Annotated in this window: 17 protein-coding genes and 1 other RNA gene; 3 read left to right on the top strand and 15 right to left on the bottom strand. The window is 48.5% G+C overall.

Features of this window, described 5'->3' with window-relative positions:
• Window positions 1-246: 246 nt before the first annotated feature.
• From MOZ60_RS01110 to MOZ60_RS01065, 10 genes are all read right to left on the bottom strand, one after another.
• The gene (locus tag MOZ60_RS01110) at window positions 247-2,850 is read right to left on the bottom strand and encodes a DNA translocase FtsK (RefSeq protein WP_370595344.1); all 2,604 of its coding nucleotides are present in this window, start codon (window positions 2,848-2,850) and stop codon (window positions 247-249) included.
• A gap of 8 nt (window positions 2,851-2,858) precedes the next feature.
• Window positions 2,859-4,526, bottom strand: coding sequence for a ribonuclease J (locus MOZ60_RS01105; RefSeq protein WP_277654819.1), 1,668 nt, complete (start codon window positions 4,524-4,526; stop codon window positions 2,859-2,861).
• A gap of 60 nt (window positions 4,527-4,586) precedes the next feature.
• A complete protein-coding gene (gene miaB / locus MOZ60_RS01100) occupies window positions 4,587-6,020 on the bottom strand; it encodes a tRNA (N6-isopentenyl adenosine(37)-C2)-methylthiotransferase MiaB (RefSeq protein ID WP_277654820.1) in 1,434 nt (477 codons plus the stop codon).
• Window positions 6,021-6,114: 94 nt separating this feature from the next.
• On the bottom strand, window positions 6,115-6,291 hold the full coding sequence (locus MOZ60_RS01095; protein ID WP_108773876.1) for a 4Fe-4S binding protein: 177 nt from the start codon (window positions 6,289-6,291) through the stop codon (window positions 6,115-6,117).
• A gap of 50 nt (window positions 6,292-6,341) precedes the next feature.
• Window positions 6,342-7,121 carry a TIGR00282 family metallophosphoesterase gene (locus MOZ60_RS01090; protein WP_370595343.1) on the bottom strand — a complete coding sequence of 260 codons (780 nt, stop codon included), beginning with the start codon at window positions 7,119-7,121 and terminating at the stop codon, window positions 6,342-6,344.
• Window positions 7,122-7,255: 134 nt separating this feature from the next.
• The gene (rny, locus tag MOZ60_RS01085; protein ID WP_277007522.1) at window positions 7,256-8,809 is read right to left on the bottom strand and encodes a ribonuclease Y; all 1,554 of its coding nucleotides are present in this window, start codon (window positions 8,807-8,809) and stop codon (window positions 7,256-7,258) included.
• Between the two features lie 154 nt (window positions 8,810-8,963).
• Window positions 8,964-10,022 (bottom strand): recombinase RecA, encoded by a 1,059-nt coding sequence (gene recA / locus MOZ60_RS01080; RefSeq protein WP_370595342.1) that lies wholly within the window; start codon window positions 10,020-10,022, stop codon window positions 8,964-8,966.
• Between the two features lie 65 nt (window positions 10,023-10,087).
• On the bottom strand, window positions 10,088-10,681 hold the full coding sequence (pgsA, locus tag MOZ60_RS01075) for a CDP-diacylglycerol--glycerol-3-phosphate 3-phosphatidyltransferase (RefSeq protein ID WP_108773880.1): 594 nt from the start codon (window positions 10,679-10,681) through the stop codon (window positions 10,088-10,090).
• A gap of 73 nt (window positions 10,682-10,754) precedes the next feature.
• An RNA gene (rnpB, locus tag MOZ60_RS01070) (RNase P RNA component class B) lies at window positions 10,755-11,101 on the bottom strand.
• Window positions 11,102-11,108: 7 nt separating this feature from the next.
• On the bottom strand, window positions 11,109-11,459 hold the full coding sequence (locus MOZ60_RS01065; RefSeq protein ID WP_108773881.1) for a DivIVA domain-containing protein: 351 nt from the start codon (window positions 11,457-11,459) through the stop codon (window positions 11,109-11,111).
• Between the two features lie 225 nt (window positions 11,460-11,684).
• Here MOZ60_RS01065 and MOZ60_RS01060 point away from each other — a divergent pair, with 225 nt between their 5' ends.
• The 3 genes from MOZ60_RS01060 to MOZ60_RS01050 all read left to right on the top strand — a co-directional run bounded on the left by MOZ60_RS01060 (window position 11,685) and on the right by MOZ60_RS01050 (window position 15,710).
• Window positions 11,685-12,014 carry a hypothetical protein gene (locus MOZ60_RS01060; protein ID WP_108773882.1) on the top strand — a complete coding sequence of 110 codons (330 nt, stop codon included), beginning with the start codon at window positions 11,685-11,687 and terminating at the stop codon, window positions 12,012-12,014.
• Between the two features lie 337 nt (window positions 12,015-12,351).
• Complete coding sequence (gene recU, locus MOZ60_RS01055; protein WP_370595341.1) at window positions 12,352-12,948, top strand: Holliday junction resolvase RecU; 597 nt, start codon at window positions 12,352-12,354, stop codon at window positions 12,946-12,948.
• Window positions 12,945-15,710: a transglycosylase domain-containing protein gene (locus MOZ60_RS01050; RefSeq protein ID WP_370595340.1), complete on the top strand. Its 2,766-nt coding sequence runs from the start codon at window positions 12,945-12,947 to the stop codon at window positions 15,708-15,710. The genes recU and MOZ60_RS01050 overlap by 4 nt, the downstream gene beginning before the upstream one ends.
• Window positions 15,711-15,802: 92 nt before the next feature.
• Here the strand turns inward: MOZ60_RS01050 and nth are convergent, their stop codons facing one another.
• The 5 genes from nth to yhbY are packed head-to-tail and all read right to left on the bottom strand — an operon-like array spanning window position 15,803 to window position 18,432.
• Complete coding sequence (gene nth, locus MOZ60_RS01045) at window positions 15,803-16,459, bottom strand: endonuclease III (RefSeq protein ID WP_445972104.1); 657 nt, start codon at window positions 16,457-16,459, stop codon at window positions 15,803-15,805.
• On the bottom strand, window positions 16,441-16,980 hold the full coding sequence (locus MOZ60_RS01040; RefSeq protein WP_277645149.1) for a DnaD domain-containing protein: 540 nt from the start codon (window positions 16,978-16,980) through the stop codon (window positions 16,441-16,443). Before MOZ60_RS01040 ends, nth begins: the two co-directional genes overlap by 19 nt.
• A 15-nt stretch (window positions 16,981-16,995) precedes the next feature.
• Window positions 16,996-17,334: a ribosome silencing factor gene (gene rsfS / locus MOZ60_RS01035; RefSeq protein ID WP_108773888.1), complete on the bottom strand. Its 339-nt coding sequence runs from the start codon at window positions 17,332-17,334 to the stop codon at window positions 16,996-16,998.
• Window positions 17,327-18,145 carry a bis(5'-nucleosyl)-tetraphosphatase (symmetrical) YqeK gene (gene yqeK / locus MOZ60_RS01030; protein WP_277654834.1) on the bottom strand — a complete coding sequence of 273 codons (819 nt, stop codon included), beginning with the start codon at window positions 18,143-18,145 and terminating at the stop codon, window positions 17,327-17,329. The genes rsfS and yqeK overlap by 8 nt, the downstream gene beginning before the upstream one ends.
• Window positions 18,142-18,432 (bottom strand): ribosome assembly RNA-binding protein YhbY, encoded by a 291-nt coding sequence (yhbY, locus tag MOZ60_RS01025; protein WP_277009130.1) that lies wholly within the window; start codon window positions 18,430-18,432, stop codon window positions 18,142-18,144. The genes yqeK and yhbY overlap by 4 nt, the downstream gene beginning before the upstream one ends.
• Between the last annotated feature and the right edge of the window lie 2 nt (window positions 18,433-18,434).

Raw genomic sequence — 18,434 nt, 5'->3', positions numbered from 1 at the left:
CTCGAGAACTATACAAATGCAGGATTAGACAAGAAGAGATACAAGGCCGGTTTCCTCAGAAAAAAATTCAAAAAGACGTCCGGATAGGCCCCTACATACTACAAAAATCAAAACGCAAAAAGTGCTGAAAAATCCAATATTCATCGGAATTTCTAGCACTTTCATTACTTCAAACTGTCAAAATTGGGATTATGATAAACCAGAACAGAATCTGCTTCAATTAGTTTGCACTAACTTTCTGCTTTTTCATTCATCATCTTTGGGGCGGTCCTTCTTTACATAGACTTCCCTTGGCTTGGAACCCTGTGCCGGACCGATGATGCCGGTGCTTTCCAGCTCATCAATCATGCGGGCTGCACGGTTGTAGCCAATCCCGAAACGCCTCTGCAGAAGACTGGTGCTGGCTTTCTGGACATCGATGACGTAGTCTTTGATCTCCTGATACAGTGGATCGTCAGAGATGCCGGCAACAGCACCGCCTTCCTGGTCGTTGACACCTTCCAGCATGATGAAGGAATCATCGTACAGCGGTGCCCATGGGGACAGTGCATCACAGATCCGCTGTACTTCTTCGTCGGTCACAAAGACACCCTGGATACGGGTAGCACTGTTCTGGCCAATCGGCATATACAGCATATCGCCATTGCCAAGCAGGCGTTCGGCACCGGTATGATCCAGGATGACACGGGAATCAATCGATGAAGATACACTGAAGGCAATGCGGCTTGGAATATTAGCCTTGATGATACCGGTGATGACATCGGCACTTGGCCGCTGTGTGGCAACAATCAGATGGATGCCGGCGGCACGGGCAAGCTGGGTGATACGCTGAATGGAAGCTTCGACATCCTTGCCTGCCACCAGCATCAGATCAGCAAGCTCATCGATGATGACAACGATATAAGGCATCTTGTCCATGCGGGCCTGTTCAGCGGCAGGCTTGCTTTTGAGCAGTGCATGATAGCCGGCAATGTTGCGGACTGCATTTGCGGCAAAGATGTTGTAGCGCTCATCCATGATGCGCACAATGACCTTCAGGGCATTGGAAGCCTGGGCAGGATCATTGATCACCGGTCCGATCAGATGAGGAATATTGCGGTATGGTGTAAACTCTACCTTTTTCGGGTCAATCAGCAGCATCTTGACTTCATCCGGCCTTGTTCTAAGCAGCAGAGAACAGATGATGGAGTTCATACAGACTGATTTACCGGAACCAGTAGCACCGGCAATCAGAAGATGCGGCATCTTGTCAATTCGGCAGGTAATGGTCTGTCCAAGCAGATCCTTTCCCAGGAAGAAAACAAGCGGCTGATCTTTGTCTTTCGCAGGAATAGAGTTCACCAGTTCCCGCAGCTTGACCGGCGTAGATTTTTCATTCGGAATTTCGATGCCTACGGCATTGCGGCCTGGAATCGGTGCCTCAATACGGATATCACGTGCTTCCAGCTGCATTTTGATATTGTCCGTCAGGCCAAGAATTCTGGATACTTTGACATTGGCATCCGGCTGTACTTCAAACTGCGTAACAGAAGGTCCAATATGCATATCCTTGAGTCTGGCATTGATATCGAATGTTTCCAGAGCCTGAATCAGCTGCTGTCCTTTGCGCTTGGCAGCCGCCAGATTTTCATCATTGGATGAATGAGCCGGCAGAGGATCCAGCACTTTATTCATGGATGGCAGACGGTAATTGCGGTAATCCACAGTCCCATGCTTTGGGTCTGATGCAGGGGCAGTCTCCCCTTCACGTTCAGGAAGATTGACAGGTACAGGTTCCTCTTCTTCCGCTTTATCTTCCTGTACTTCAGTCTGTTTGACAGGCTCTGGTTCCGGCTCTGCCGGTTCCATTGGCTGTGGTTCAGGCTCAGAATATTCTTTCGCTTCCGTATGATCGGCAAGATCATCCACATTCATGAAGATATCCTTTTCCTGGCTTAAAGGCTGCTGCATCTTCAGCGTATCTTCCAAAGCAGGTTCTGTATCACTGAGCAGTTCAATGTTGTCTGTATCATCCTGATCATCGTCCACGCGGATATCAATACCAGACAGACCGCTGTGGCTGATCTTGGTCGGCTTGAAGCGGACAACAACTTCTTCTCCCTCTTCCAGTTTCTTCTGTACATCCTGCAGCGGGACATCATCCACAGCTTCATCCGCATTGATGAAATGTGCCTTCTTCTGCTGGTGTTCAGAAACCATCTTCCAGAGATTGGGATGCTCCTTATCTTCCACTTCCTCTTTCTCTTCCGGTTCTTCCTTTTCCGGTGCCCTGAAGAAATCAACAACATACTGGAAGGCATTCTTATAGGCATCCATAAAGCCCATCAGAACGGTCGCAATCAAGGCAATGGCAATCATGATCACAACGGTGCCGCTGCGGCCAAACAGAATAGACACAAGGGCATATAAACCATTGCCGCAGATACCGCCGCCTGGGGATACTGTAACAACAGTCTGGAAATAGCTTTTGATATTTGTCAGCAGCGGCTTCAAAGCGGAAAAGCCGACCACAGATGGGCCGGCTGTGTAATAACCGCACAGCAGCAGAAGATCAAGAATCACCAGGATGATCGGCAGCGGGTTCTTTTCATCATCCGCATCCTGCTTTCCTGAAGCAATGGCAATCAGGAACCAGAGTACAGTGACCGCAAGAATCAGCCAGAACCATTCTCCCAGCACATACCGCAGCAGGTTATACAGAAAGATGCCAACCGTTCCGGTTCTCATCAGTCCGATCAGCAGCAATGCCGCAGTCAGTACGACCATGATCCATTGTCTGAGCTCTTCCTGCTGTTCCTGACGGATGCGTGCTTTTGACTTTCTTGTGTTTTTCTTTTTCTTCTGCGTCACAGTTCCTCCTAATCTTTTGTATTGATTTCGACAATGGCAGGCAGGATCATCGGCCGCTTGCCTGTTTCACGCATGACATAGCGTGAAATCTTGTCACGTGCCTCTGCACGGCAGTTGAGATTATCGTAACGTTTTTCCTTGACGGCATCCGTAATGGTCTTTTCCATGATATTGCCGATTTCCTGCACGATGTAGTCCGCATCCTTCAGATAGATCACGCCGCGGCTCTGTACATCCGGCCCGCCGATAATTTCCTTGGTCTTGTGATTGATGACAACACCTACAATGATGGCACCATCGGTGGAAAGCACTTCTCTATCTTTGAGGACCATACCGGTCGCATCAAGATTTTCATTGCCATCGACCAGCACATCCTCAGCATCGATGCGGTCAAAGTTTCTCTGCAGCTGCCCATCGATAATCGTTGCAATCTGACCATTGTCCATCACAATGATCCGGTCTGCCTTGTAGCCCATATCCAGGGCGATGTTGGCATTGGCAATCAGCTGGCGGTATTCGCCCTTGACCGGGATGTAGTACTTCGGCCGCAGCAGATATACCATCATCTTGAGATCCTCGATGGATGCGTGCATAGTAAAGGCACGCTTGGCATCCACAGCAATCACACGGCCGGCTTCACGGTACAGATCATCTTCCATGCTGGCTTCCTCACGCTCTGTGCCTGGCACAGCCGGAGAAGCAATGATCACAGTATCCGATGGTCTGAACTCAATGACATCATCTTCCTTGGTCGCAATCTTGTGAACCTTCTGGAAGATGTTGGAGCCATTGCCGGCAATAATGACAATGACATTGTCCATGTCATTGGTAAACTGGCTCGGCGGTACTTCCAGGCCTGCCGGAATGCGGTAATAGCCAAGTTTGGCCATATCATTCATCAGATCCTTGAGCTCATCATCATAGATCATGACCTTCCGGTTATACTTGTTGGCAAGCTCAATGACTTCCATCACACGGTAGATATTCTGATTGAACAGCGTGATGAACATACGGCCTTTGGTCTCATCAAAGTACTGTTCAATCTGTTCCGTGATGCGGTGATTTGGCGCAGAGTGGCCATTTCTGGTTGAGCCGACGGACTCACTCATCAATGCCAGTACACCAGCACTGGAAAGATCCGTGATGTTGGTGACATCAAAGGAGAAAGCTTCATTCTTGGTATCATAATCGACAATGAATTCGCCGGTATAGACGACAAAGCCGTCATCGGTGCCAATGGCAATGCCAAAGCCATCGGCGATGGATTGGGTTGTGCCAAAGGTGCGGATCTCTGTGCTGCCAATCTTGAAGCGGGAATTGCGCCTGATGCGATGGATGTTCAGATCCTTCAGGCCAAGTTTCTTTGCCCTTCTTTCAAACATCATGGCGGTTAATGGTGCCATGTATACCGGTACATGCGGCATCACCTGCAGCAGATTTGGCAGGGCTGCCATGACATCATCATGGCCATGGGTGATAAACACACCGCGGATGCGCTTCTCATTTTCCTGCAGATACTTGAAGTCCGGAATGATCATCTGTACGCCGAACTGTTCCCCTTCGGGATATTTCAGGCCGCACTCCATGACAAAGATGTCATTTCCGTTTTCGACGACATACATATTCTTGCCGTCTTCATCAAGACCGCCGAGCGCAAATATGCGAACTTTGCTCATAAATTATCCTCCATTAAAGTTGCTGGAATTCGCCTTTATTATAAACATTCAGGCCTGTTTTCACAATGCCTGCCCATCAAGCGAGAACGAATGCACCTCTTTGATTTTCACATCGACGATCTTTCCAGCCAGTCCATCAGGACCGGTGAAATTCACAAGCTTGTTTTTCTCACTGTAGCCTGTATAAACTTTGTCATTTTTCTTGGATGGACCTTCACAAAGCACTTTGACAGTCTGACCAAGATATGGCTGATTGGCAAGGTTGGCATAATGGGCAATTTTCTCATTCAGAATCTGAAGGCGCTCCCGTTTGACTTCTGCCGGGATGCTGTCTTCCATGCGGGCAGCCGGTGTTCCGGAACGCGGTGAATAGACAAATGTATAGGCAGCATCATACCTGCAGTAGTCTACCAGATCCAGTGTCTGCTGGAAGTCTTCATCAGTTTCATTCGGGAAGCCGACAATGATATCAGTCGTAAAGGCAATCTCCGGCATTTCATTTTTCATATCATCAAACAGTGCCTTGTACTGTTCTGCGGTATAGCCTCTGGCCATCCTTCGCAGGACATCATCTGAGCCAGACTGCACCGGCAGATGCAGTGCCTTCATGATATTGGGATACTGCTTCATGGCAAGGATCGTTGTACGGGAATAGTCACGCGGATGAGATGTATAGAAGCGGATGCGCTCAATGCCTGTTTCGGCTACTTCTTTGAGCAAAGTGGTAAAGCCATCTTCCATGCCCAGATCTTTGCCATAGGCATTGACGTTCTGGCCCAGCAGAATGACTTCTTTCCGGCCTTGATCTTTAAGCTGCTGTACTTCTTTGAGGATATCTGCCTGCAGGCGGGAGCGCTCTCTGCCTCTTGTGTACGGGACAATGCAGTATGTGCAGAACTTGTTGCAGCCATACATGATATCGACAAAAGCCTTGCAGGAATCACTGCGCTTGACCGGCAGATCTTCAATGACTTCCCCTTCCTGGGAATAGACTTCGACAGTTGTTTCCTTACGGTCAAGATAATCCAGCAGCAGCTGCGGGAAGCGGTACAGATTGTGGGTGCCGAAGATCAGGTCGACCTGCGGATAGCTTTTCAGAATTTCCTTGACGACGGCTTCTTCCTGCGCCATGCATCCACAGATGCAGAAAATCTTTTCCGGATGCTTCTCTTTGAGTTCCTTCAATGCACCGACCAGACCAAGCACATGCAGTTCAGCAGTTCTTCTGACCGCACATGTATTAAAGATCAGAAGATCAGCATCTTCCGGTTTGTCACACGGCGTATATTCCATCAGTTCCAGAATACCGGCAAGGGTTTCCCCATCACGGACATTTGCCTGGCATCCATAGGTGCGCAGATAGTATTTTTTATTGCGGCCGAGTGTCTGGGCAGCCTCGGGCAGATGGAACAGATCGTGTTCCACCTGGGAAGCCTTCTGACTACGGCTGGCTGCCTGTTTCAGATCAGGCATTTTCAGTATGTTATTTTCCATTTCATTATCTCCGAGGCCATATTATAGCAAGACAGCGGCCAAAGAAAAACCAGCAGATGCTGGTCCTTCTTCCAATCAATCCATCCTGATCTGCTTACTTCTGGGAAATAGCAGAAACCGGGCATGTGCCGATGCATGTGCCGCAATCAATGCAGACACTCTCGTCACACTGGGACTTTCCGTTGTCATCAAGAGACAGTGCGGAAACCGGGCAGACACCTGTGCAGGCACCGCAGCCGATGCAAAGATCCTTATCAACTGTAACTGGCATTGTATAAGCCTCCTTATCGGAAACTATTTTAGCATTGATACCGGTTTCTTTCAATCATTAGACCCTGGCCGCAGCTGGATGCGTTCAATCGAGACAGCACGGTTGGTGTGATCATCAATATCAATCATCAGCCCGCATACGACTGCTTCTTTATCAGACGGCCGATAGTGTGAGCAGCCGGTGATGGCATGATCCATGGCTTCATTGCGGTCTCTGCCAAGCACGGAATCATACGGGCCGCACATCCCCACATCGCTGATGAAGGCACAGCCGTTTTCGACTTTTTCATCTGCGGTCTGCACATGGGTATGGGTTCCGATCATGGCAGTGACACGGTCTTTGAAATACTGGAAGTAGATGCTTTTTTCACTTGTTGCCTCAGCATGGAAATCAATCAGGATGATATCCGCAGAGATATGATTCATGATCTTCTTGGTAACAAGGATTGGATCCTCATAATCAGCGTTCATGAATACATTGCCAAGGATATTCAGCACTGCAACTCTTTTTTCCTTGACGATACGGATCAAAACAGGCCTCTGGGGTGCATAGCTGCCAATATTAGCCGGCCAGATGATATCCGGACAGTCTTCAGCATCCTGCAGAAAAGCGCGTTTGGAAAAAGCATGGTTGCCCAGTGTAATCAGATCGATGCCGGCTGCTTTCAAACGTGTATAAAGTTCCCTGGTCATGCCTTTGCCGTCGGCCGCATTTTCACCATTGGCAATGATGAAATCCGGGTGATACTGCGCCTGCAGCAAAGGTGTGGAAGCACACACAGCTGATACACCGCTTTGGGCAACAATGTCACCCAGAAATAGAATTTTCATTATGAAACTGCCCTTCCGGACATTCCGTTTTAGCGGAATGGCCTAAGTTTCTCAACCTGTCTTAAGTTTAATTGATATGAAACGCATATGCAACGCAAAAAAAAAGACAATGCTCTGCATGGAGCACTGTCTCTTTACTTGGCTAGTTCCTGAACCCTGACTTCACGGATCAGCGTAACTTTGATCTGGCCCGGATACGTCAGTTCATTTTCAATCTTTTCGCGGATATCATGGGCAATCTTTACCATGCGGACATCATCCACCTTGTCCGGTTTGACCATGACTCTGACTTCACGTCCTGCCTGAATGGCAAAGGCACGCTCGACGCCATCGAAGCTGCTGGCAATCTTTTCCAGTGACTCCAGACGGTTGATGTAACCTTCCATGGATTCATAGCGTGCTCCAGGTCTTGCGGCAGAAAGTGTATCTGCAGATGCGACCAGCAGCGCAATGATATCCTGAGGTGCCGTATCACCATGATGAGATTCAATGGCATTGATGACAATCGCATTCTCACCATACTTGCGGGCATATTTGGCGCCAAGCTCAACGTGGCTGCCTTCCTGTTCGAAATCAACGGCTTTGCCAATATCATGCAATAGACCTGCACGCTTGGCCAGAGCCTGGTTGAGGCCGAGTTCAGCGGCCATGACACCGGCAAACTGGGCAACTTCAATGGAATGCTGCAAAGCATTCTGACCATAGCTGTAACGATAGCGCAGCCGTCCGACCAGACGGATCATTTCCTTGTTCATCCGGCCGATGCCAAGCTTGAAGATCGTCTCATTGCCGATCTTCATGATGTTGTCTTCCAGATCACGGGTTGTCTTTTCCACAACTTCCTCAATCCGGCCCGGCTGAATCCGGCCGTCCTTCATGAGAGTTTCCAGAGACTGGCGTGCAATCTCACGCCGGATCGGATCAAAGCAGGATACGGTAATGACATCCGGTGTATCATCGATGATCAGATCGACGCCGGTTGCCTGTTCAATTGCCTTGATGTTGCGTCCTTCACGGCCGATGATTCTGCCCTTCATTTCCTCTGATGGCAGTGTTACGGTCGATACCGTACGCTCAATCGTTTCTTCCTGTGCATATCTGTGAATGGCTGTGGCAATGATGTTGCGGGCATTGGCACTTGCCTGTGCCTCGGCTTCATCCTGCTGTTCGCGAATGTATTCGCCCACTTCCTTCTCAGACTTCTTGGCAACAATGTCCATCAGTTCCTTATGTGCATCGTCCTGGGACATATGTGCTGTCTTTTCCAGAACTGACAGCTGCTCATCAATCTTCTGCTGCAGTTCATCCTCCATTTTGCTGAGATTTGCAAGCTTTGCATCGGCGCTCTTGGTTTTATCGCTGAGTTTTCTTTCCCTCTGAGCAAGGCTGTCCTCACGCAGTTTCAGATTGTCCTCACGGCGCAGCAAGCGGTTTTCATCCGCCTGAATTTTACTCTTGGCTGCGTTCATTTCCTTCTCAGCCGCAAGTTTCATTTCACTTACCTGCTGCTTACCGGACAGGACTGCCTGACTGACAGTATTTTCAGCTTTGGAATTTGCCTCTTCAATAATGTCATGAGACTGTTCCTTGGCACGGTCCAGCCCCATTTTGCCGACAATCATCATAATGATGATACCGATGACAATACCAGCAATCACAGCTAAAATGGCAATCGATATGGGATTCATAACAAGACCTCCATTTCATTAGCTGTTATCTTATGAGAATTTACTCCCATAAGTCATTATACTTTTGAAAGCGCTGTTTCACAAGCACGAAAAAGCACAGCACTGTGCGTCTGCAGAGTACTGTGCAATCGGTTTCATTCAAACAAGTATGCAGTCAGTTCTGTAATGCTTGGGCATCTGCTGAAGCCGTTTCATCATGCGGGAAAAGAATCTCCTTGATCTGATCCGTGATGAGTTCCATTGTATCAGGATGATCTTCCAGCCATGTCCTTGCGGCCGCAAAGCCCTGGCCGATCTTTTCGCTCTGGTATGAGAACCAGGCACCGGATTTAACAATAATGTCATGTTCCACAGCCAGGTTCAGCACCTCATCCACGTGGGAAATGCCATGGCCATAAATCATATTGACAACAGCTGTCTTGAATGGCGGCGCCACCTTGTTTTTAACAACCTTGATCTTGGTCACATTGCCATAGACATCATTGCCGTTTTTGAGGGCTTCCCCACGGCGTACATCCAGCCGCACAGACGCATAGAACTTCAGTGCCCTGCCGCCTGGGGTTGTCTCCGGATTGCCGAACATGATGCCGACCTTTTCACGCAGCTGATTAATGAAGATCGCAGTCGTATTGGAATGGTTCATGGCACCGGCCAGTTTGCGCATGGCTTTGGACATCAGTCTGGCCTGCAGGCCTACGGAAGAATCTCCCATTTCACCATCCAGTTCTGCCTGCGGCACCAGAGCAGCAACGGAGTCAATGACGACCAGGTCAATGGCACCGCTCTTAACGAGCACTTCGCAGATATCCAGGGCCTGTTCACCGGAATCCGGCTGGGACAGAATGAGTTCATCAATATCAACGCCAAGGGCTTTGGCATACTGGGGATCGATGGCATTTTCAGCATCGATGAAGGCACATCTGCCTCCCTGCTTCTGACACTGGGCAATGGCATGCAGGGCAAGGGTTGTTTTACCGGAAGATTCCGGACCATAAATCTCGATGATTCTTCCCTTTGGATAGCCGCCAATGCCAAGGGCAGCATCCAGAGTGATGGAACCGGAAGGAATTGCATCAACCGCTACATTGGCACGATCGCCAAGCCGCATGATACTGCCTTTGCCATATTCCTTTTCAATTGCTTTGAGAGCATCGTTCAGCAGCTGATCCCGGCGGCTGTCCTGGGAAGCTTCTGTTTCTTCTTTTTTTGTCATCTGTTACTTATCTCCTTCATTTCTATATAGCAGCTCTATCATGCAGTTCCCTGAAAAATGTGCAATTATTTTGACTCCATGATGTCTTCTTTGGTCATATTGAAATACTGAATGCCTGAAATCATCGACACAAGTGCTGCCATCCACAGCAGGATATCGCTCATTGGCAGACCGATGAGTTCAAATGGCAGATTGTTCAGCAGCACCAGGGCAACGGTAACCATCTGCAGAACGGTTTTCAGCTTGCCCATCATGCCAGCCGCCACGACTTTGCCATTGGTAGCGGCAACCATGCGGCAGCCATCAACAATCGTATCACGGGCAACCATGATGATGACAGGTACAACCGGGATGATGCCTCTGGAGACAAACAGCAGGAACATGCTTGTTGTCAGCAGCTTATCGGCAATCGGATCCGCAAACTTGCCGAAGGTTGTGATCATGTTGCGGCTGCGGGCAATGTGTCCGTCAATGGCATCGGTAATCGCTGCCAGGACATACAGTAACAGCACGATGATATTGATCACAGAAAGATCCACAGAACCGACCATCAGGTGTGATGGCTGGATGCCGCAGGCGGTATAGGGGAATAGGTACACCAGAATAATGACAGGAATCATGACCATTCTGGCAATTGTCAGTTTATTTGGTAAATTCATATAACCTCCATCAAGAAACAGAATTAGTATATCACATAAGAAAAGAGGGACAGTGCCCTCTTGAAATTTCACACTCTGTAAGCCATGTTCTGTCCCTTCCCGAAGGAAGGTGGCAGCCATTTATCTCTGCACGAATGCAGCTCATCCGGACTTCAATTCGTCCTTCCAAGTTCCCCTACCTGATTTGGGTTTCTCGCCTGCGGGGTTTATCGCGTTCCACCCATGCCGTTTCCAGCATGGCTTCGTCACTGTGACACCTTGGGGACATCCGCCATAGGCCTAAGCCCTTAGGTTTCCGTTCCGCCGTCACCCTTGCGGGTGCCCGGTCTTATTGATTCGGCCGGCACAGACACTACACGCATCGCAGCGTGTGCGAGCATGGACTTTCCTCTGGCAAAATACCAGCGGCTGCCCGAGTGTTCCACTTTCAATGTTTGCGGTTCTGACTGCCAGAGTTATTGAAAACTTCATTCTCAAGCCTGCTTAACCGCTTGAGAATATCGACATTGCTGGCGCCCTGCATCATCGGATCGCCATCCTCATCCCTGGCCCTCTCTTTGCCTTCGACCTCAATCAGACGGGCACGCAGAGATGCATTCGTCTTCTCAAGATCAGCCACTTTGGCATTCAAAGAGTCAACCATGTCCTGATATGTCTGATAGTCTTCAATGACCTGATCCAGCATATGATCCACTTCATTTGGATCATAGCCCTTGAAGTCAACGCCGAATTTCTTGTTGACAATCGTAACCGGATCCAGATTCAGTTTATCTGCCATGCATGATTTCCTCCCTGTCATAGAATTATCGCATCCAGACACCAGAAAATCAATGTCTTTCTAAGAATCCGACATTTGCGAGCCAAGGAGAAATTTAAACGTGTATAATATGCTTTTTGTGTATATATTGACATTTTAATAGCCTTACTTTATTCTAATCTTAGTAAAGACATATCAGGAAACAACATTTTATATTCGCACAGCATATTCTTGAGGGAGATTACAATGAAAAAAGTCGTGCAAATCGCTGTTTCAATTACCATGTCACTGTTTCTCGTATTCGCCATTACACCATCATCAGTTTCAGCACAAAGCGGTGAGGGAGTAGACGGATGCAATTACTATTGGAACTACGGATTTTCAAATGCGAAAAGCTGCCGGGCTTGGCTTGATTACAAAGAGCATTCATCCAGACCGGACTGGTCCAATAAATTAGCCGGATGCATCGTATATACTGCAGGATTTACAGCTGCTCAAGCTAAAGTGATGCTAATCACGGACATTAAGCAGGCAATCGTTGTATTAGGAGGAACATTTATCGGATGCATGTTCTAACCAGATATATTGTCTTATTTGCCGCCATGTTTGCGTTAGGAGCACTCCTCTTTGGGATAAAAAAAGGACTGATGCTTTCCACGTTTTCGATTGCTCTTACTGTTCTGGTCAGACTGATCTTTCCAGATCAAAAGTCTGATGGCAAAACCAAAGAATAACCTGATTTATGTTCTTGTTTGCTGATCGTTGTCAATCCGGCTGCCAGTAATCAGTATGATCACTGACAGCTTTTTCTCTGACATGAAAATGTGTTTTCTGATTCATCTTTCACGATATTTTCTTTTCTTTCTTAATTATGTGAACACTTGTATAATCTTTTTGGTGGCTGATATAAGACATGATTAATTATCCAAATGGCAAAAAGCCTGTGTCCACGATGGCAGCAGATGCCCGTAAGATTTCTGCCAGTGACCGTGGCATGGAGCTTGAAAAAGAGATCAATCTGACGAATAAAACGTATCTTGCCTGTGATCAGGCAGTGATTTATAAAAAGCCGACGCCGGTGACGATTGTCCATGTGGATTATCCCCGCCGCTCAGCTGCCAAAATTACCGAGGCATACTTCAAGCTGCCAAGTACAACTGACTACAACGGCATCTACAAGGGCAAGTACATTGACTTTGAAGCCAAGGACAATCAGCTGCTGACAGCGTTTCCTTTGAAGAGTATTCATCCCCACCAGATTTCACATCTGGAAGCCGTGCTGCGCCATGGTGCCATTGCCTTTGTGATTGTGCGCTTTGTACGGCTGAATGAGACGTTCTATTGTCCAGCTGAATCGTTTCTGTCCTATCTTCACCGGGCAGACCGTTCTTCTATCCCCCATGCATGGTTTGTGAAGGAATGTTATCTGATTCCTTCTTCGTATACAAAGCCTGTTGATTATCTGCAGATTGTAGACAGGCTCTATTTCAGTAAAAGGAGTACGACATGAGAAAAAAGAAAGAGAAAGATCCAAATATGCACATCCAGAAAAAGAAGTTTGACTGGTTCAGCTTTCTTACCGTGCTGCTGGCGGTGCTGGTTGGCTTTGAGGCAGTGATTGGCACGGCCGGGATTGTGACGGTCAATGCCATGCTCAAAGACAAACCGACGTTGAATATTGAGGAACTGTATTCGCAGGAATCGACCCGGATCTTTGACAAGGACGGCAACCAGATTTCCGACGTTGGCCAGACGCTGCGTGAGAATATCACGTATGATGAGATTCCGGAATCTCTGATTGATGCCTTCCTTTCGATTGAGGACTCCCGTTTCTTTACGCACAATGGCTTCGATGTGGCAAGATTTGCCGCAAGTGCCGTGCGCAATCTGAAGAGCGGTTCTGCCTCTCAGGGTGGATCAACCTTCACGATGCAGCTGGTCAAGCTGACTTACTTCTTTACCGATGATGGTTCCACAACTGCCAACCGTGATATTGAATACAAGGTGCAGCAGATTGCATTGGCAATGGAGCTGGAGAAGCAGGCCAGCAAGAAGGAAATCTTTGAGCTGTATCTGAACAAGATGAACTTCGGGGGTTCGGGCAATATCCGCGGTGTTGAAAAAGCAGCAGAGTATTACTTCAACAAGCGTATCACCCAGCTGAATCTTGCTGAGAGTGCCCTGCTGGCCGGCATCATCAATTCTCCTTACTACTATGATCCGATGAATTATCTCGACTATTCCACCCAGCGGCGCAATCAGGTGCTGGATATGATGCTGCGGCATGGCTACATCACTCAGGAAGAACATGATCTTGCCAAGAGTATCAAGGTAGAAGATCTGCTGTATGATCACAGTCAGGATACAGCATCATCCGATGCCGATCCGAACCAGGCATATATCGATCAGGTTCTGACGGAAGCACAGACCATTACCGGTCAGGATCCGCTGACCATTGCCATGGATATTCAGACAGCCATGGCTCCTGATGTGCAGAATGAGAGCTATCAGATCTGTGCCGGCAATGTCGATAGCATCGCCTATCCAAGCGACAACATGGAGGTCGGCTTCATCACTATCAATAACAGCACCGGTGAAATCATTGCCATTGGCGCCGGCCGCAACTACACGACAAGCAATTCGGCAATGCTGCTGAACCATGCAACCAGTGCTTATCACAACCCTGGATCCTGTGTAAAACCGTTCTTCTCCTATGCCCTTGCCTTTGAATATCTGGGCTGGGCAACCAGTCATGTGGTTACCGATAAACCTGTTGGTTCCAGTTCATGGGTATTCCAGAACTTTGACGGTGTTTACCATGGTGATGTCACACTGGAATATGCGATCCAGACTTCCCTGAATACGCCTGCCATTCAGGCTCTGCAGGAAGAAATTTCCAAAGTCGGTATGAATACCGTTGAAGATTATTTCCAGTCACTTGGCTTCTCACAATACAGTGCCAGTACATTTGATCTGTCCTGGGCGATTGGCGGCAACCAGTTCACAACCAATCCGGAAGAGATCGCCGGTGCAACATCCATGCTGTATAACGGCGGCAAGTACATCAAGCCGCACTGCATTACAGGCATCACTTACCGTTCCGGCTTCCAGGATCCGATCACGGTATCTGACCTGGATGCTTATCAGCCAAAGCAGGTTCTCTCTGATGCGGCTGCGTATCTGTCCGCATACATGATGAACAAAGTTGTCAATTCTTCTGAGTACAACTATGCGCAGATCCTGAAGCGTGATTATCAGACATTTGCCAAGTCGGGCACTTCTGACTATGGCGATGCCGGTCTGGAATATGGCATTCCGGAGGGTGCGCGGAAAGACAAGTGGATGACGTGTGCGACCAGTGAATATACAATTGCCGCGTGGAATGGTTTTGATAAAGCCGATGCCAATGAGACATCCTACTTCACGGATGCCTGGGACAGCCTGAATATTCCGGGCAAGATCTGTTCTGATCTGCTGGATACGATGTATTCAGATGGTTCTGCCCCTGCTGATCTGACCAAGCCAGATGATGTTGTTGAGATTACCCATATCAAAGGTGTCTTCCCATATGTCAAGACAATTGACGGTATGGACAGCAAGTACATCACCACCGGCTATGTCAAGAAAGGCTATGAGACACTCGCTGATCCGGAAAAGGCAAGCTCGATCTCTGATCTTTCCAGCTTCACTGCTTCAATGGCGGATGATGACAATACGGTCCAGTTCAACTGGGCAGCGTATCCAGATACAAGCAGGCTGACCGTTGCTTCAGGGACCAAGGACATCTCACTGAAAGATGGCAATACTGTCATCAAGGCGGCGACCGGTACACGCATGTTTGATTATTCATGGGTATACGGACCGATTCAGTACAAGGCAACGGTATCGCAGAATGGCAATAAGCTGGCTGAGATTGCGACTTCTTCGGAAAACTATACACAGGCAATTGACAATCTGGAACCGGAGACGGAAACACAGGTCTGCGGCTATTATGGCTATGAGAAGCTTGGCGGTGACGGCCAGCAGGTATGTACAACCTTTACCTCACCGGAAGCCAAGTTTACCCTGCCGACATCTGGTACTTATGATGAAATCAAAGCATGGCTGCAGACCAATGGCCTCAGTGTGAAGAAGATTTCAGAAGAACATACAGATGGCAAGGAAACGGTTGGTCAGGTAACCATTTCGGATGGATCCGGCAATGATGTGACCGGGCAGAAGCTCAAGCGCAGTGCCTTCAGCAGCTGCACAATTACCGTGATTGCGGATTAACGGCAGACTGATTCCAGACTCCCCTGGCATACAGCCAGAGGAGTTTTTTTGTGCATGAAAAAAGACTTCCTGTCTGGAAGCCTTTCATTTGCTCATTTTGCTTTCTTGCGAAGATACAGACAGATGCCTGTAAAGGGACACTGCTTGCATGCCGGGTGCTGGGCATGGCAGAGGTAGCGGCCAAAGAAGATCATCTGGTGATGGGCCTGAATCCATCTGTCACGAGGGATCTTGCGTTTCAGTTTGCGTTCCACATCCATCAGGCTGTCATCTGCTTTGGCAAGGCCCAGTCTTTTGGCAATGCGGTTGACATGGGTATCTACTGCTAGAGCCGGGACATTGAAGCATTCTGACAGAATGACATTGGCACATTTGCGGCCAATCCCTGGCAGAGAAGTCAGATCCCTCATATTATCCGGTACTTTGCCGTCAAAGCGGTCCACGATGCCTTTGGCCATGCCCTGTATGGATCTTGCCTTATTGCGGTAAAGGCCAAGCGACTTGATACAGTCCGCAATCTCATCCAGACTGCCATTGGCCAGCGCATAGACATCCGGATATTTGGCAAACAGCGCAGGTGTAACCCGGTTTACCGATGCATCGGTTGTCTGGGCAGACAGCACCACTGCCACTGCCATCTGATAATTGTCCTCATGAGCAAGCTCACAGCGTGCATTGGGAAACAGTTTTCCCATTTCATCCAGAATTTCTACTGGCGTCATATGTTCCATCAGTGTGACAGCTCCCATTCCATCTTCTCAGCGGTCATGCCTTTCTTCTGCCAGTCAGAAAGAATCTTGTCAACATAGGCAATGGACAGCTGCTGGTAGGCACTGGCCTGCCGCAAAGCATACAGGATCAGCCGCTTGTCAATGGTCCGGTTCCACTCACTGATCTTTTCCATTTCTCTTGGATTCAGTGTGCGGCCGAATTCTGTCTCAAACGCATCAAACAGCGACGCATCCATCAATCCTGCCTCTTTGGCGGTATCTGCCTCAAACAAACCATCCAGACTCCAGACAACCCCGCTGCGGCTGACCTTGATTTCCAGATACTTTCTGGCACACAGCAGAGAAACAGCTTCATCCACTTCTTCCTTTTTCATCTTCGTCTTGGCAGCCAGGCTCTCCATGGTGACGGGAATCCTTTTTTCATTGTTGAAATCAATCACCAGGACAAGAACTGCCTCCTGGGCAGACAGATCCAGCAGCTCGAGATGGTCCAGAATCCAGTCACGGTGTGAAACAAAACGTTCCTGATACCACTTCATAACCAAAAAACTGACTCAGCTTTCATAGCGCTGCTGCGGCTGATCCGCCCACAGTTCCTCCAGACGGTACTGCTTTCTTGTCTCTTCGGTAAAGATATGAACGACCACTTCACCAAGATCCAGCAGCACCCATGTACTGCCGGAAGTTCCTTCTCTGCTTTTGACTTCATATCCCTGCTTTTCAGCTGCATCCTGCACATAGTCAGCCAGGGCATTTGCCTGGCGTACATTGGCAGCAGTGGCAATGACAAATGCATCCGTATACGGTGATACAGCTCTCATATCAACCGTGACAATATCCTTAGCAAGCTTATCGCTCAGCGTTTTTACTGTTAAATCCAAAAGCTCAGACATCCAAGCCCTCCTTTTCTTCCCTGTATGCCTTTGATTCCTGCATGATTAATGCCGCAGCCTGATCCAGATCCTGCAGGGCAAGATTCATTTCCTTGGTTGTGTCATAGCCGCGTCCCGGCTCAATCTTATCCGCAATATACAGCACCTTGTCCAGATCGCTCTGGCCATCTCCCAGCGTATGATGAGCTATGGCATGCAGGATGCGATCATCATGCAGATCAAGCTGCTGGCGGCAGAAAACAACCGCTGTATAGCTGTGCCAGATCTTTGGCGACATCGTAAGCCACTCTGGCATATCTCTGGCAATGACCTTTCTGCTTTTCGCATCGGACCATGCCTTGGTTACATCATGCAGCAGGCCTGCCTTGTATGCTTCAAGAGGATCCATATGATGGGCAATGGCAATGGTTCTGGCTGTTTTCGCGACCCCCACGGAATGTGTATAGCGGTGCGGCTTGCAGTTCGCCCTGGCAACACACTCATAGTACCAGCCGTTTTCATTCATGATCTGGCGGACAGCTTTAGGTGCCAGAAAGAAACTGCCGGTACGAACCTTCTCTTCATCTTTTTCTGCATCATCATACGAATAGACTTTATCTTCCTTGCGTACCTGATCACACAGTTCCAGATGCCTGTAAGGCGCTATGGCTGTTTCCAGCATCTTTCTTCTTTCAGCCATGGTGCATATGCCATTGCCAAACGGCACCAGAAAGAGTGTGGAAAGCCCATGCTTTTTGACAAGATGCTTGGCATAGTCCAGCTCAGAAGAAGTGATGGGATCAAAGGGACAGATCAATACAGCTTTCTTCATGGCAGCAGGATCACCGGCTCCTTTGCCTTCTTATACAGAATGATGGTACGGCCAATGATCTGCACAACCTCACTTTTTGTATGCATGGCCAGATCAAACGCAAGTTCTTTCAGATCATCATTCGGACATGTCTTTAATACACTGATCTTGACAAGTTCTCTTGCTTTCAGCGCTTTGCCAACCGTATCAATGAGTGTATCACTGAGGCCATCTTTGCCAATCTGAAAGATTGCCCGCTCTGTCTGCGCCAGAGAGCGCAGATAGGATTTCTGTTTTCCATTCAGCATCT

Origin of the sequence: Grylomicrobium aquisgranense (assembly GCF_033971865.1) — a bacterium.
GTDB lineage: Bacteria > Bacillota_I > Bacilli_A > Erysipelotrichales > Erysipelotrichaceae > Bulleidia > Bulleidia massiliensis.
This window is presented reverse-complemented; position numbering and strand designations above follow the sequence as displayed.